Here is a 1097-nt window from a genome sequence, read left to right as displayed (position 1 = left end):
ATTTACCTGCAAACCTTCTCAAAAAGGTTTGATCGAAAACTCATAGCAATGTTTGAGTTTGAGAGCCTTATCCCCAAAATTTATCCGGCGTGATCACAACCCTTTTAAAAAAAGGCTTGACCGCAAACCTTTTCAAAAAAGGTTTGATCGAAAACCCTTGCAACCTTTGAGTTTGAGATCCTTATCCTTAAGCCCTATTCGGTGTGATCAACCGGCGCAACGGTTGCGGGTCAACGGTTGCGGGTCAACGGTTGCGGGTCAACGGTTGCGCCAAGTGAAGAGAAGGTGAAAAGTAAGAAAAATTAATGGGAATCTAATTCCCGCCATAGTTTATTTCGATGTAATTTGCAGTTTCGCTATATCGATAGCGTCTTCGGGACAGATGCTGACACAGCGACGACAGCTTGTTCCAAGGCATTTCTGGCTGTCATATTTTGCGATTCTCTGGCCGTCTCTTTCTACGATTTCAAGAGCAGCTTCGGGACATTCTTTTACGCATTTTTTGCAGTAGATGCACTTTTCCACCGGGACTTCGAGGATTATGCCTATTTCTTTGAGGATGGCAAGCCCGCCTGGTCCTACCTGTTCTATGTCTTTACTGACTCGTTTTTCAATATTTATGTGTTCAAGAATTTTCGGAAGGAGAGGCAGGCCGTAGAGTTCAAGCATCTGATCGTACATCTCAAGGGGCATGCCCTGGGTCCAGTAGGAAAGCTCGCAGAGGTAGAAATTGTTGAAAGTCTCGCTGGTCGCCATCATAAGGTGGTCGGCAGTAATTTTCTTTGCAATCGAAATTACGTCATCCAGCCTGGATTTTTCCAGAACAAGTTCCCTGGCAAGCGCAAGCGAGGTATTTCCGAACTGGACAATTTTTTTTGCATATCCCGGTGCGGCCCCAAGCCTGCGTGCATCTTCAGCGTCCACATAGGCTCCGGAGGCTCCTGACATATATGCGTACTCCAGGTCTTCGTACTTAATTCCGGATTCAACGATCAGGGTCATATGGGCAGCCCGGATTGCCCCAATAGCTTTTCCGGCTTCTTCGACATCATTCTCAGTGATCTCAATTCCAGGGCCCAGAATCAGCTTTCCGTTCG

The 1097-nt window shown here is 46.7% G+C and carries 1 protein-coding gene; it reads right to left on the bottom strand.

Going from position 1 to position 1097, the window contains the following annotated elements:
* Positions 1-330: 330 nt before the first annotated feature.
* Positions 331-1097 (bottom strand): ASKHA domain-containing protein (locus NC238_06645; protein ID MCM1565616.1); only part of this gene is annotated, 767 nt, incomplete at its 5' end.

It is taken from the genome of Dehalobacter sp. (assembly GCA_023667845.1).
GTDB lineage: Bacteria > Bacillota > Desulfitobacteriia > Desulfitobacteriales > Syntrophobotulaceae > Dehalobacter.
Note: the sequence above shows the minus strand (reverse complement) of the source record. Positions and strands in the feature narration are given on the sequence as shown.